Raw genomic sequence first — 11,794 nt, 5'->3', positions numbered from 1 at the left:
GGAGACGGAATGCGCGATGAAGCGGGAGGCGAAGCGCCGGCGATCGAGTTGCTGGCCTGGAACTGATTGGACCTGAAGCGGCGGTACAAGGGGAACGCGGCTGCCAAGCTAGTCCAGCAGATGTAAGGGCAAAATGTTACTTTACAGCCACGCGGACCGTTCCAAATGGCGCTGTAAGGGCAAAAAGTTACGCTGCAAGCTCGAGCTAGCGCTAGTGCCGGGTCGATGCCGACCCGGCTTCTTTGGCGCGAGGAAGCCAGGCGGTCCGAATCGTTCGCACGGAAGGGAAGCGGACGGCGACGGCCGCCAACGCGACGGACAGCGCGCAGACGGCGACGAAGTGAACGAGGCTGTTGCCGATGAACCATGGCTGCAGTCCCGCTGCCTTGGCGGCGCCGCGTACGAGCACGATGGCAAGCGGATGCAACGCATAAATCCACGCCCGGCCCTCTCGCATCGTACGGTTCGCCGGACCTTTGTACGGGAGCGCCAGCAGCAGCAGAAAATAGGCGGCCGGTACAGCGAAAACATACATGCTGTCATGCCGGGGAATGCCGCCTTCGCGCAGCCAGAGCGCCTCCGCCAGCATCGCGGACAGCGAGACGAGAAAAAGCGCCGCGTGAGCGGCCGGACGGCGCGGACGCCGCTTCTCGCTTCGGGCGAGGAGCGCGCCGAGCGCCAGATAGATCGCCGCGAAGAACAGCCCGTTGCGCGTATAGTCGAAGAAGTGGAACATCCCGTTATACCATCCCGTCAGGACGTCGTTGCCCGCGATCAAGCCGTAGTAGCTGTCTCCGAACAGTCCGATTGCGTACAGCAAGCAGGCGGCGATCATGACGGCGGCCGGTTGGAGCGCGCGGTACAGTCCGTGCAGCATGGCGATGCCGATCATCAGCGCAGGCAAGTACCAGAGGTGGTAGAAGGTACCGTCGAACGCCAGATCCCGCAACAACGAAAGCGCACCGAACTTGGGGGAGGAGAAGTAACCATTGTATACGTTGAGCGGCAGATAGAGCAGGATGGCGATAGCGTACAGTTTGGCGATGCTACCGAGATAGCGCCGAAGATGGCGCCGGTCGGCGAGCGGGTCGCCGGTCAGCTTGCGAAAGTAGAAGAAGCCGGAGGTCATGAAAAAGATCGGAACGGCGATTCTCGTAAGCGCGCCGTCGACCAAGAAGTCTGCGGACGGACCGAAGCGGGCGAGCGGACCCGTATGGTTGGCGATGACGAGCAGGGCGGCGATGAACTTGAGCCAGGACAGGCCGCGGTAATCCGTTTTAGCCGTTTTTGCCGGTCCAGCGAGTTTAGCCGACAATGGACCGCCGCCTTTTGCCGGTAGAGGCCGTCGCGATGATGCCGCCCGCATTGTCGCCGGACAGACGATAGTAATCGCAGGCCGGGATCGGTACGTCCGCGAATGCGTCCGGCCCGAACGGCACGTAATAAATCTCGATGCGTTCGCGATCGTCCTCCGCTAACAGGCGCTCGCCATTGAACGCGAACGAGCGAAGCCGCTCGACGTATTCCTCGAGGCACAGGTTTTCCCGCTCCATGATCTCGGCGTGCGGGGTCCCGACGTAGCGGAAATGCCAAGGCTCGCAGGCGATGCCGGTGACGGCTTCCTTGCCCGCGCGATAGCGCTGGACGAAGCCGAACCGCGCGGCGAGCCGTTTGAAGGCCAGGCAGACGCCGCTGTCCGGAAAGTCGGGCGCGATGAAGTCGAGCTCGCCGCCGCCCGCCAGGCCGACGTCGATGGCAAGGCCCGTCTGATGCTCGCTGCAGCCTGGCAGGGCGACATAGGCGGCCGTATACCGGGGTCCGTTTTCCCGCAGCGACGATTCATAAATATCGGTCTGCTCGTCGGCCGACCGATACCCGCTTACGGCCACGATGTCGGCCCCTCCGCCGCAGGCTGCGAGCAGCTCCGTCAAACGGGAGAGTGCCGTCGTCTCCAGCAGCATGCCCGGCGATCGCGTACGCAGCGCGGGATCATCGTCCAGCTTGGACAGCTTGTCCGCCGGGAACGGCTCGCGCACGGGATGCGTCTGATTGACGAGGATCAGATGTCCATCATGGACGGCGGATCGGGCTACCCGGATCGTGCGATGCGTTCTCAGCTCACGGTCGGCTCCCGCCGCTGCGGTTGAAAAAAGGCGTTGTCCCATGCGTATTCGGCCTCCTTGTTTGAATTCGCGTAAGTTTTGGCGACGCGGTCCGTCAGCGCCGTCGTGATCTCCTGCGCGGCGCCGTCGATATGGGACGCCAGCTCGGCAAACGCGATGCGCGCGCCGCCCTGGCGGCCGATCAACGTCACCCGGTCTCCGGGCGCGCATGGGCAGGGGAGCCGGAGCATCAGCTGATCCATGGAAATCTTGCCGACGATCTCGGCGCGCTGTCCGCGCACGAGCGCGGGAGCGCCCCGCATCCGCTGCGACCAGCCGTCCGCGTAGCCGATCGGCACGGTGCCGATCCATTCATCGGCATCGGCGCGGTAGGCGTTGTCGTACCCGACGTACTCGCCCTGCCGCACGCGCTTGACCTGCATGAGCGTGCTATGCAAGCTGAGCGCGGGTTCAAGCGCGACGGGCGGCGCCAGGTGTCCCGGATAAAAGCCGTACATCGCGGCGCCGATCCGCACCATGTCGAGCGCGAGGCCAGGGAACCGCAGCGCCGCGGCGCTGCCGGCGCAGTGATAGTGCCGAATCGACAATCCGCTCGCTTTGCTCCGCTCCATCAGCTCCGCGAACCGGCGGGCCTGCCGCTCCAGATAGGCCGTGTCCGCCTGTCCCGCCGTCGCGAAATGCGTATAAAAGCCGTCGACGTCGATATCCGGCGCGGCGAGCCAAGGGACGAGCGCGTCCCACTCGGCTTCCGTCCGAAAGCCGATCCGGCCGAGCCCGGTGTCCGCTTTGACGTGCACGCGCAGCTTGCGGCCGGCCAGCGTTGGCGAGCGCCTCCGCAGCTCCCGGAACCAGTCCGCGCCGGTGACCGTCAGCGTCAGGTCCCGCGCCATCGCGAGCTCGACCTGGTCCGGCCGGATCGGCGTCAGGAGCAGGATCGGGAGCCGCACGCCTCCCGCCCGCAGCCGCAGCGCCTCTTCCAGAAAGGCCACGGCCAAATAATCCGCCCCCGCTTGTCTGGCCGCTTCGGCGGCTTCAAGGTCGCCGTGGCCGTAACCGTTCGCCTTGACGACGGCCATCAGCTTGACCCCCGCGGACAGCGTGCCGCGGATGGCCCGCAGATTGTCCGCGATGCGGCCGGCATCGATCTCCGCCCACGTCTCCCTTAGCATGTCGCGTGCCTCTCGTAGCGAAGCGATTGCCTCGCCTCGTGCCGGGCGAACGCATACTCGATCAGCCGCTCGATGAGCGCCGCGTAAGTCGTGCCGTCCGTCCGTTCCCACATAACCGGATACATGCTGGCGGACGTGAAGCCGGGGAGCGCGTTGATCTCGTTCAGGTACAGCAGACCGTCGCGGTCGAGGAAAAAGTCTACGCGGGCGAGACCCTCGCAGCCAAGCGCCCGGTAAGCCTGCAGGGCGAGCGACCGGACTTGTCCGGTCAGCGCTTCGCTTAGCTCGGCCGGAATCGACATGCGCAGCCGCGGGTCCGAATATTTGGACGTAAAGTCGAAAAAGCGATGATCATGAATGAACTCGCCCGGCAGCGAGGCGATCGGCTCTTCGTTTCCCATGACCGCCACCTGGATCTCCCGACCCGGCAGCTCGCGTTCGACGACTAGTTTGGCATCGTACTGGAATGCCTCCGCAATGCCGGCCAACAGCTCGCTCCGATCGTCGCAGCGGCTGATGCCGATGCTCGAGCCAAGCGAGGACGGCTTAACGTAGCAAGGGTAACCGATCCCGTCCTCCAGCGCGGAGAGGCAGCGAGTCTCGTCCGCCAGCCACTGCCCGCGCAGGATGACCAGATGCTCGACCTGCCGGATGCCTGCCTGCGCCAGCATCTGCTTCGACATGGCCTTGTCCAGCGTGAGCGCAGCGGACAGCACGCCGTTGCCGACGTACGGCACGTTCAGCATTTCCAGCAGGCCCTGCAGCGTTCCGTCTTCGCCGAAGGAGCCATGAATCAAAGGCAGAACGACCTTTTTGCCGGGCAGCGACAGCTTGCGGAGCAGGACGTCGCCAATGGAGGCGGCTTCGCTGCCGTGCGTCGGTTCGGCGACGAGGCGCTCCGCGGCTTCGACGCCCGGGAGGCCTTCCGTGTCCGGCGCGCACCAGCGTCCATCCCTGGCGATATAAATCGGATGCAGCTCGAACTTGGATTCGTCGACCGCGCCGAGGACGGTGCGGGCCGTTTTCAGCGAAATCTCGTGCTCGACGGACTTGCCGCCATACAAAACGTACAGTTTGGTTTTCATCAGATGACCTCCGGTTCGCGATTAGCTTCGATGTCTACAAGATAACCGCCAACTTTTAAAAAGGTTGAAAATAAAGTTTAAGGATTGCTTAAGATTGCTTGAAGCGACGATCGCTTTGAAAATTATGAAGTTGGATTACCGGCGTGCGCGCGCTGTATAATAAGGAGGTCGGCGCGGCTTGACGCGTTCAAGCCGCGCCCCGAATCCAACGATGACGGAGGTTTGCCGCTCCATGAACAACTTTGAATTGTACAACCCCACGAAGCTGGTGTTCGGCAAGGATACGGTCTCGAAGCTGGGATCGCTGGTCGAGCCGTTCGGCAAGAAGATTCTGCTCGTCTACGGCGGCGGCAGCATCAAGAAATCGGGACTTTACGACCGCGTGCTGTCCGAGCTCGCGGCAATCGGCGCGACGGTGCATGAGCTGCCTGGCGTCGAGCCTAATCCGCGCCTGTCCACGGTACATAAAGGCGTCGACATCGTACGCGCCGAAGGAATCGAATTCATCCTCGCCGTCGGCGGCGGCAGCGTCATCGATGCAGCCAAAGCCGTGGCGGCGGGCGCGAAGTACGCGGGCGATCCGTGGGACTTCACGATCGGCAAAGCCAGGATCGAGGACGCGCTGCCGCTCGGCACGGTGCTGACGCTGGCGGCGACGGGCTCCGAGATGAACGGCAACGCCGTCATCTCGAACTGGGAGACGAAGCAGAAGCGCGGATTGGGGAGCAAGCTCGTCTATCCCCGCTTTTCGATCCTGGATCCGCAGCTGACCTATTCGGTGCCGCGCGACCAGACCGTGAACGGCATCGTCGATATCATGTCGCACGTGTTCGAGCAGTACTTCACGCTTACGGACGGCGTGCCGCTTCAATCGCGCTTCGCGGAGTCGGTGCTGCTGACGGTCATCGAAAACGGCGAGAAAGCGCTGGCGAACGGCGAAGACTACGAGGCGCGCGCCAACCTGCTGCTGGCCGGCACTTACGCGCTGAACGGCACGCTGCCGAACGGCGTCGTCACCGATTGGGCGACCCACGGCATCGAGCACGAGGTCAGCGCCATCTACGACATCGCGCACGGCGCCGGTCTCGCGATCATTTTCCCGAACTGGATGAAGCACGTGTACGACGCCAAGCCCGAGCGGTTCGCGCAGTTCGCCGAGCGGGTATGGGGCATCGATCCTTCGGGCAAGTCGGCGGACGAGCTCGCGCTCGCCGGCATCCAGGCGACCCGCGACTACTTCACGCGCATCGGCGCGCCGGCTACGCTCGGGGAGCTGGGCATCGGCGCCGAGCAGCTGGACCGCATGGCGGACGAAGCGGTGCAGTTCGGACCGATCGGCTCCTTCAAGAAGCTCGGGAAGGCGGACGTGAAACGAATTCTCGAGATGAGTCTGTAGGAGGCTGCCGGCATGGCGTTGAAGTGGGACGGACATACGCATACGAAGTTTTGTTATCACGGCAGTCCGGCGGAATCGGACGCGTATCTGGATCGCGCGATCGCGCTCGGATTCGACCGCTATACGCTGAGCGAGCATCCGCCGCTGCCGGACCGGTACGTGGACGATCCGAAGCTGATGGCGGAGCTCGCGATGCCGGAGCGCGAGCTGCCTGAATATATGGCTTACGCCGCTGCGGTCAAGGCGCGTTACGCGGGCCGCATTGAGGTCGCTGTCGGCCTCGAGATGGATTACCTGCCGGGGATGACGGACTATTCCGACCGGCTGCTCGCGCCGTGGCTCGGCGAGTTGGAGGACATCGTCGTGTCCGTGCATTATTTGCCGGGCAAGGGCGGCATGCGCTGCATCGACTTTACGCCGGGGGGACTTCGCGGATGCGTTCCTCGACCATTACGGCTCGATGGACGCCGTCGTCGAGGCCTATTACGATGCGGTGGAAGGCGCGATCGCTTGGGCGGCGACGCTGCCGAAGTCGATCCGCAGGCGCATCGGCCACGTCAACCTGATCCGCAAGTTCCATCGCGAGCTGCCGCCGATGGACGAGGCGCGCGCGCGGACGCGGCTTGCGGCGCTGCTGCCGAAGCTGAAGGACGCCGGCGTCGGTCTCGACGTGAACGTGGCGGGCTTCCGCAAGCCGACATGCGGCGAATCGTACGTGCCCGAATGGCTCATCGATCGCTGCATCGCCGAAGGCATCGGGCTGGTCTACGGCTCGGATACGCACAAGCCGGAGGAAGTCGGCGCGGATTGGGAATGGTTCGAGCGGGCGGTCTCCAAGGGCCGCGCGAGCTAATCGGTTGGTTATCGAAGGATGCGACTCCGTAGGGGGCTCGCGTCTTTTTTTTGCGGCGTTCCGGCCCAGCCGAGGCCGACAAACCTGGCGTCAACGGTTGAACTGAAGGCCGGGAATGCATTATGATGGTTCCAAATCCCGGACGGAGTGTTGCGCATGAACCCAGAGACAGGCGGAGACCGGCTGGCCCGCATGATCGACACGGCGAAAATGTATTACGAACTGAATTACAGCCAGCAGGAGATTGCCGAGCGGCTCGGGATCTCGCGGCCGACCGTGTCCCGCTTTCTGCAGCAGGCGAAGGACGAGGGTTACGTCCGTATTCAGATCGTCGATCCGCGCGAGAGCAACGATTCGCTCGCCGTCGGGCTGGAGCGCAAGTTCAAGCTGCGCAAAGCGGTCATCGTGCCCGTGCCCCAATACGAAGATAACGTCGTTAAGAAGTATCTCGGCGAAGCGACGGCCGCGTATTTGCACGAGACGCTGGAGGACGGCGATACGATCGGCGTGACCTGGGGAACGACGCTCTACGAGGTCGCTTGCCGGCTCCGGGACCGGCAGCTCAAGGACGTGCGGGTCGTGCAGCTCAACGGCGGCGTCAGCCATTCGGAAACGAATACTTACGCCTACGAGATCGTCCAGCTGTTCGGCAAGGCTTTTCACACGGTGCCGTACTTCATTCATCTGCCCGCTATCGTCGACCATGCGATCGTGCGGCACACGATCGAGGCGGACCGGCACATCGGCCGCATCCTGGCGCTGGGCAAGCAGGCGAATATCGCCGTGATTACCGTAGGCTCGCCGACCGACGATTCAGTGCTGATCAAGGCGAACTATTTTACGGAAAACGACTTGGCTCTGATCAAAGAGCGGGGCGCCGGCGACTTGTGCTCCCGTTATATCGATCGCGACGGCAACCTCTGCTCGGAGGAATTGAACCAGCGGACGATCGGGATCGAACTCGAGGATCTGAAGCGCAAGGAGCGATCGGTGCTGGTCGCGGGCGGACGCAAGAAGGCGGAGGGGATTTACGGCGCTTTGCGGGGAGAATATGCCAACGTGCTGATTACGGATCAATATACGGCCCAATACTTGTTGGAGAGATAATACGAAGGAGATGGACTGACATGACGACCAACGGGACAAACCGGACGAACCGATCCCCCGAATCGCTGGCCGCCTATATCGACCATACCGCGCTCAAGCCGGAGACGAGCCGCGACGATATCGTTCGACTGTGCGAGGAAGCGATGCAGTACCGGTTCGCGACCGTCTGCGTCAACCCTTATTGGGTGAAAACGGCGGCTGGTTTGCTGGACGGGTCCGGCGTAGGCATCACGACGGTAATCGGCTTCCCGCTGGGGGCGACCAGCACGTTCGCGAAGGCTGCGGAAGCCCGGGACGCCATCGCCTCAGGCGCGACCGAGATCGACATGGTGCTGAACGTCGGCGCGCTGAAGTCCGGGCTTTACGAGGAAGTCGAACGCGACATCGCGCGCGTGGCCGAAGCTTGCGAGGGCGAGGCCGTTCTGAAGGTCATTCTGGAGACGGGCCTGCTCTCCGACGAGGAAAAGGTGAAGGCGTGCGAGCTGTGCGTGGCGGCCGGCGCTGACTTCGTCAAAACGTCGACGGGCTTCGGTCCGGGCGGCGCGACGGCGGACGACATCGCCTTGATGCGGCGTACCGTAGGGCCGGATGTCGGCGTGAAGGCGTCCGGCGGCGTGCGCGATGCCAAGACGGCGCGAGCGATGATCGCGGCCGGCGCTACGCGCATCGGCGCGAGCGCGAGCATCGCGATCGTAACCGGCGGCACGGGCGAAGGGTATTAAGAGCGAGGCGGGGGCGTGGTTTCGCTGAGCGGGATTATTGAGCACGGAATCGCGGCCTTGGGGCGTGGATTCCGTGTTTTTTGGTTTCCGATTTTAATTATTAAATGATAGAATTAAACGAGAACACCTGTTCCTTTTTGAGAAGGCTATTCTGCATCCGCGTGTTCGAACCGAGTCGGAATGGGGATGGACGAGATGCGGCAAACCGTTATACTGAAAGAAGAGAAGGAAGTTTATTCGCCCAGGACTTACGTAGATCTAAAAGCGGATTTCGCGTTCAAGCGCATGTTCGGGCAGCCGGACGGCGAGGCTGTGCTGGTCGCATTCTTAAATGCGCTGCTGGGAGTGAACGCGGAGACGAAAATTACCTCGGCGAGCATCTTGAACACGGATCTTGAGCGTGAGCACGAAGGGGACAAGAAGGCAGTACTGGATCTGCTGGCACGGACAGGCAGCGGTGATCTAGCCCACGTCGAGATTCAAGTAACGGGCAATCCTCATTTGGCCAAGCGGCAGCTCTATTATTGGAGCCGCATCTATGCCAAGCAAATGGAAAAAGGAAGGCCTTATTCGGATCTGCGCCGCACGATATCCATTCTTATTTCGAACGTGGACGTGCTGCCCCGGACCGAACGGTACCATAGCGTGTTCGGTCTCTACGAAAGGCAGGAGCACTTCCCGCTCACCGACGTGATCGAGCTGCACGTCATCGAGCTACAGAAGCTGCTTAAACGGGCCGCGAAAAGCGAAGCGGATCCTTGGACCGAGCCGGAAATACGCTGGTTGCTGCTGCTCGGCGCCGTGCAAGGCGGGGAAGTGCAGACGAAGCTGCTGGAAAAACTGGAGGCGATCGCGATGAGCGGGGATTCGGAGCTGATGGAGGCGTTCGGGCGATGGGAGGATATGAGCCGCGACCCGAAGGTTTGGGCCAAGTACGAGATGTGGCACAAAGCGATGATGGACGATGCGGCTTATAAGGCGGAGATGGAGCTTCTGCTGGCCGAGCAGGCGCGATGGAAGGCGGAGAAGGATAACTTTAAGGCGGAAGCCGAGAACTTGAAATCGGAAGCCGAGAACTTGAAATCGGAAAATGAACAAATGCATGCCCGGTTGCTCGAAACGGGGAGAACGCTGCTGCTTGGCGGCATGGATGCAGCGGAGGTTGCGCGCTTGACAGGTTTGTCGCCGGACGAGTTAGAAGCATAAATCCGCGGGATATTCGTTTGTTATAGCATGATTCAAAAGGCTGCTTAGGCAGCCTTTTAGCTTTTTTAGTATCAGCGGCTATCCCTGAATTCAAAACCATACTTCTCGGTTCTCGGTCCGGTTCTGCGGATTTGCGATCCCTCCACAACGAAGCCCCAAGCATAGACGATCCGCCAAGCCTGCATATACAATGGCATCAGGCCTCTTTCATGTGCGTTATTACGCAAATCGTGCGCCGTCCTACGGATTTTTCGCAAACGCATACACGGGGACGAGGCCGATCCGCCATACTGGAGGAGCCGACAGACGACGGGAGGGCCCGCATTGAAGCTTCATCTGACGAATCCGCTCACGAGAATGAAGGTCAAGCAGCAGCTGATCCTGCTGTTCCTGCTGCTGGTCAGCCCCGTATTCGCGCTGAACTGGTATGCCAACGCGAGAGCCGAGGACATTCTCAAGCAGCATGTGACGAGCGCGTACGCGGAGCTGAACAAGCAGAACCTTGCGCTCATGAACCGCGACATGGACACGGTCAGCCGCGTCATGACGACGCTGATCCAGCACACGCTGATCCAGTCGCTGAACCCGATGAGCGATGATACCGCAGACCGGGTACGGCAGTACGCCGACGCCGACAAGCTGCTCTCCTCCTATTCGATGGGGATGAACGGCGGCGAGGCCGTCTATTATTACTTATACGCGTACGATCCGAACAACCGGTACGAGTTCGCGCCGACGCCTTCTTCGAAATTCAAGGCGGTAGGCGGCGTTTACTTTTATAACGATCGGCAGAAGCCCGAATGGATCGACGAGATTTTGAGCAAGCGGGGCAAGGGCTATCTTCGCATCATGAAGGATCTGGGCTCATCCTCCAGGCCGGATACGCTCGCATACGTGCGAGCCGTGTACAGTACGAGCCAGGGCAATCAAGTCGTCGGCGTGCTTGTCGCCACGAACATCAACCGCAAGCTGGTCGAATCGATGCGGACGGTCTCGCTGCCCGACAAGGGCGAGATTTATCTAACCGATTACGAAGACAGAGTGCTGGCCTCTTCGATCGGACCGATCGGGGATCGGCTCGCGCTTCCGGCGGAGCTGCGTACGGGGGATGACGTCGAAGGGCAGTCCAACGTGATTACGGACGGCTATATTTACGTTCAGAGCTATCAATATCTCACCCAGCAGAAGCTCATTTACAAGATTCCGACCCGCTCGCTGCTCCAGCAGCAGAACGAGCTGAAGTTCGTCATCCAGCTGATCTCGATCGTTTATTTCGTCTTTTGCATCGTCGTCATGGCGTACTTCTGGCGTTCTCTTCTGACCCCGCTTCAGCGGCTTGCCGTATTCACGCGATCGTACGTGCCGGGAAAAAGGTGCCCGAGCAGGCGGCGATCGACCGCAACGACGAGGTGGGGGTGCTCATGCACTCGGTGTACGGGATGGCGGGGCGGCTCAATACGCTGATCGAGGACCGCTACCTGATGGAGATCAAGCAGAAGGAGGCGCAGCTGCAGCTGCTCTACCAGCAGATCAATCCGCACCTGCTGTACAATACGCTCGAGAGCATTTACTGGAAAAGCACGCTCGAGGGGGCAATCCGAGTCGGGCGAGATGATCAAGGAGTTGGCCCAACTGATGCGGATCGGACTGAGCCGCGGGCGCGACCTGATTACGCTCGAAGAGGAGCTGGCGCATGCGAAGGCGTATACGAGCCTGCAGCAGAAACGCTACGAATACGGCTTTTCCGTAACCTGGGATATCGAGGAGCGGACGCTCGTCAACCTAATTCCGAAAATCGTCATTCAGCCGTTGATCGAGAACGCGATTCTTCATGGCGTGCGCCATATGGGCGAGGACGGGGAGATCGCGATTAGAGCCAGGCTGTCCGCGGACGGCATAGAGAGCAGCGTCGAGATCCGCGTCGAGGACAACGGCTACAAGGAGACCGACTACGAAGCGATCGGCCGCCTGCTCGAAGGCGATGAGGGGAGCGCCGGCACCGGTTACGGCATCCGCAACGTCCAACAGCGCATTCGCCTGCAGTTCGGCGCCGAATACGGCTTGTTTTACCGGCCGCGCGAGGGCGGCGGTACGGTCGCTAGCATCGTGCTGCCGGTCAAACGCGAAGGATAG

At 61.7% G+C, this 11,794-nt stretch carries 11 protein-coding genes and 2 pseudogenes; 9 read left to right on the top strand and 4 right to left on the bottom strand.

Annotated elements, in window-relative coordinates; all coding sequences use genetic code 11:
- Window positions 1-211: 211 nt before the first annotated feature.
- The 4 genes from OMP38_RS08475 to OMP38_RS08460 are packed head-to-tail and all read right to left on the bottom strand — an operon-like array spanning window position 212 to window position 4,377.
- Window positions 212-1,315 carry an acyltransferase gene (locus OMP38_RS08475; RefSeq protein WP_277564685.1) on the bottom strand — a complete coding sequence of 368 codons (1,104 nt, stop codon included), beginning with the start codon at window positions 1,313-1,315 and terminating at the stop codon, window positions 212-214.
- Window positions 1,305-2,165: a D-alanyl-D-alanine carboxypeptidase family protein gene (locus OMP38_RS08470; RefSeq protein WP_277564684.1), complete on the bottom strand. Its 861-nt coding sequence runs from the start codon at window positions 2,163-2,165 to the stop codon at window positions 1,305-1,307. Before OMP38_RS08470 ends, OMP38_RS08475 begins: the two co-directional genes overlap by 11 nt.
- Window positions 2,114-3,292 carry an alanine racemase gene (gene alr, locus OMP38_RS08465; protein WP_277564683.1) on the bottom strand — a complete coding sequence of 393 codons (1,179 nt, stop codon included), beginning with the start codon at window positions 3,290-3,292 and terminating at the stop codon, window positions 2,114-2,116. Before alr ends, OMP38_RS08470 begins: the two co-directional genes overlap by 52 nt.
- Entirely contained in the window at window positions 3,286-4,377 is a 1,092-nt protein-coding gene (locus OMP38_RS08460; protein ID WP_277564682.1) for a D-alanine--D-alanine ligase family protein, read from the bottom strand. Before OMP38_RS08460 ends, alr begins: the two co-directional genes overlap by 7 nt.
- Window positions 4,378-4,609: 232 nt before the next feature.
- On the opposite strand from OMP38_RS08460, the gene OMP38_RS08455 reads away from it, so the two are divergent.
- The 9 genes and pseudogenes from OMP38_RS08455 to OMP38_RS34560 all read left to right on the top strand — a co-directional run bounded on the left by OMP38_RS08455 (window position 4,610) and on the right by OMP38_RS34560 (window position 11,794).
- On the top strand, window positions 4,610-5,773 hold the full coding sequence (locus OMP38_RS08455; protein ID WP_277564681.1) for an iron-containing alcohol dehydrogenase: 1,164 nt from the start codon (window positions 4,610-4,612) through the stop codon (window positions 5,771-5,773).
- Window positions 5,774-5,785: 12 nt separating this feature from the next.
- Window positions 5,786-6,130: pseudogene (locus OMP38_RS08450) on the top strand (PHP domain-containing protein); the annotation flags it as partial.
- A gap of 103 nt (window positions 6,131-6,233) precedes the next feature.
- Window positions 6,234-6,626 carry a PHP domain-containing protein gene (locus tag OMP38_RS08445; protein WP_277565245.1) on the top strand — a complete coding sequence of 131 codons (393 nt, stop codon included), beginning with the start codon at window positions 6,234-6,236 and terminating at the stop codon, window positions 6,624-6,626.
- Between the two features lie 156 nt (window positions 6,627-6,782).
- On the top strand, window positions 6,783-7,733 hold the full coding sequence (locus OMP38_RS08440; RefSeq protein ID WP_277564680.1) for a sugar-binding transcriptional regulator: 951 nt from the start codon (window positions 6,783-6,785) through the stop codon (window positions 7,731-7,733).
- A gap of 20 nt (window positions 7,734-7,753) precedes the next feature.
- On the top strand, window positions 7,754-8,455 hold the full coding sequence (gene deoC / locus OMP38_RS08435) for a deoxyribose-phosphate aldolase (RefSeq protein WP_277564679.1): 702 nt from the start codon (window positions 7,754-7,756) through the stop codon (window positions 8,453-8,455).
- 195 nt (window positions 8,456-8,650) lie between these two features.
- Entirely contained in the window at window positions 8,651-9,661 is a 1,011-nt protein-coding gene (locus tag OMP38_RS08430) for an Rpn family recombination-promoting nuclease/putative transposase (protein ID WP_277564678.1), read from the top strand.
- Window positions 9,662-9,985: 324 nt separating this feature from the next.
- Window positions 9,986-11,125 carry a cache domain-containing protein gene (locus OMP38_RS34565; protein WP_338130438.1) on the top strand — a complete coding sequence of 380 codons (1,140 nt, stop codon included), beginning with the start codon at window positions 9,986-9,988 and terminating at the stop codon, window positions 11,123-11,125.
- Window positions 11,083-11,208 (top strand): annotated as a pseudogene (locus tag OMP38_RS35685) (hypothetical protein); the annotation flags it as partial. The gene OMP38_RS34565 and the pseudogene OMP38_RS35685, both read left to right, overlap by 43 nt.
- On the top strand, window positions 11,195-11,794 hold the full coding sequence (locus OMP38_RS34560; RefSeq protein ID WP_338130488.1) for a sensor histidine kinase: 600 nt from the start codon (window positions 11,195-11,197) through the stop codon (window positions 11,792-11,794). The pseudogene OMP38_RS35685 and the gene OMP38_RS34560, both read left to right, overlap by 14 nt.

The sequence above is a fragment of the Cohnella ginsengisoli genome, assembly GCF_029525555.1.
In the GTDB taxonomy this organism is placed as follows: Bacteria; Bacillota; Bacilli; order Paenibacillales; family Paenibacillaceae; genus Cohnella; species Cohnella ginsengisoli.
Note: the sequence above shows the minus strand (reverse complement) of the source record. Positions and strands in the feature narration are given on the sequence as shown.

What these genes read in the sequence shown, in the direction of transcription:
- OMP38_RS08455 (WP_277564681.1), top strand. Translation starts at nt 4,610, where the DNA reads ATGAACAACTTTGAATTGTACAACCCCACGAAGCTGGTGTTCGGCAAG.
- OMP38_RS08430 (WP_277564678.1), top strand. Translation starts at nt 8,651, where the DNA reads ATGCGGCAAACCGTTATACTGAAAGAAGAGAAGGAAGTTTATTCGCCC.
- alr (WP_277564683.1), bottom strand. Translation starts at nt 3,292, where the DNA reads ATGCTAAGGGAGACGTGGGCGGAGATCGATGCCGGCCGCATCGCGGAC.
- deoC (WP_277564679.1), top strand. Translation starts at nt 7,754, where the DNA reads ATGACGACCAACGGGACAAACCGGACGAACCGATCCCCCGAATCGCTG.
- OMP38_RS08445 (WP_277565245.1), top strand. Translation starts at nt 6,234, where the DNA reads ATGGACGCCGTCGTCGAGGCCTATTACGATGCGGTGGAAGGCGCGATC.
- OMP38_RS08440 (WP_277564680.1), top strand. Translation starts at nt 6,783, where the DNA reads ATGAACCCAGAGACAGGCGGAGACCGGCTGGCCCGCATGATCGACACG.
- OMP38_RS08460 (WP_277564682.1), bottom strand. Translation starts at nt 4,377, where the DNA reads ATGAAAACCAAACTGTACGTTTTGTATGGCGGCAAGTCCGTCGAGCAC.
- OMP38_RS08470 (WP_277564684.1), bottom strand. Translation starts at nt 2,165, where the DNA reads ATGGGACAACGCCTTTTTTCAACCGCAGCGGCGGGAGCCGACCGTGAG.